1 protein-coding gene and 1 pseudogene are annotated in these 1,422 nt (G+C 29.3%); both read right to left on the minus strand.

What is annotated here, in order from left to right; translation table 11 throughout:
- On the minus strand, window positions 1-842 hold an 842-nt coding region (locus I4N53_RS06100; protein WP_255549763.1), incomplete at its 3' end, for a hypothetical protein.
- A pseudogene (locus I4N53_RS06105) lies at window positions 826-1,422 on the minus strand (hypothetical protein); the annotation flags it as partial. The pseudogene I4N53_RS06105 and the gene I4N53_RS06100, both read right to left, overlap by 17 nt.

Here is a 1,422-nt window from a genome sequence, read left to right on the forward strand (position 1 = left end):
AGGAAAGAAACCAATCCAACTATTATGAATATCCCCATGCTTATAAGAAAGCTTGAAAAAAATATAAAATTTATGAAATCCTCATTATAGCCCTTTTCAACTATATTTCTTAAATTCAATTTTTCAGGAATTAAAGTAATTTTTTTGGTCTTATTTGCCATTTCTACAATTTTATCAATCTCGCCTTCCTCCGATTTTGTAATATGAATATTTTGTATTAACTCAAGAAACCCTCCTACTTGGTACAATGTTGCTACTTCTCTTGATGAAGTCAAAACCAGCACTTTGTCGTCTAAACTTCTATATCTGCCTTTATTTACATAACCCTCTCCCTTTTCTAATCTGCCATCAACCTTGTACGTTTGCCTATTAAAAATTCCCAATTTAATTTCATCTCCAATCTCGAGGCTTTTTACATCAGACCCTATAAAAACGTATGAGGGTTTTTCTGTATCTTTGTATTTATCAATTCCAAAAATTTTATCAAAATTCCCCACCCCTATAACTATTTTTGCATCGGGATGTTCTTGTGAAAATTCTACAGTACCTGCATTTTCCATTACGGAGTACGCATTACCACTCCTATCAAAGAAATTTTCAAAAAAATAATATATCTCCTTGTCAATAAAAGGAGGTTCCCAGTTGTTTAAGTAATCTTTAAAAAAGATTATATTGTTATTTTTTATAATCTTTAGCATCTTGCTGTAGTGACTTAACTGTACAGGCTGCTCTAAAATTATAATTGTAAAAAACAAAAAAATTGTCATTTGGAAAATAAATAAAAGAATTTTCCACTTATTTTTCCTAATATCTTTAAAAGCCAATTTAAATTGCGTAATCATATACTCCATCCTTTCGGTTTAACCTGTAGTCAACAGTTAAAAAAGCCAAAAACCATATTGCATATCCCAACAAGACATTTGCCAATACGACAATTGATAGTGTTTTGATCGAAACATCATAAACAGTACTGGCAAAAAATAGTTTGTAAAAAATTGCAACTAGCACAGAGCTTAAAAATAAGTACTTCAATATTTCTCTTGTATACCTTGCCAAAAGCTTTACATTTGTTGCTCCAAATATTGAATGTATAATCATAACTTTTTTCTGATTACGTAAAAGTATATAATAGAAAAAATACAAATTTACGCATACGAAAATAAAGGCTATAAACACAGGCAAATAAATTTTAGAAAGCAGCATTGAAGAGATAATATTTTTAAGATTGCCCCTGTAAAACCCTTCATCAGTAATGTCATATAAATACCCGTATTTTTGCAGCATTTTTTGAATATCACTAACAATTTGATTTACTTCTTCTTTTGAATTAGAATCAAAATAATAAAAGCCAAAAATATTATTAGCCTTGCTAAAATAGTTGTATATATACTCATGAGTTTTGTCATACAGGGGATGTCTTGA

This window comes from Thermoanaerobacter sp. CM-CNRG TB177, from assembly GCF_018588165.1.
Taxonomy (GTDB): Bacteria; Bacillota; Thermoanaerobacteria; order Thermoanaerobacterales; family Thermoanaerobacteraceae; genus Thermoanaerobacter; species Thermoanaerobacter thermocopriae.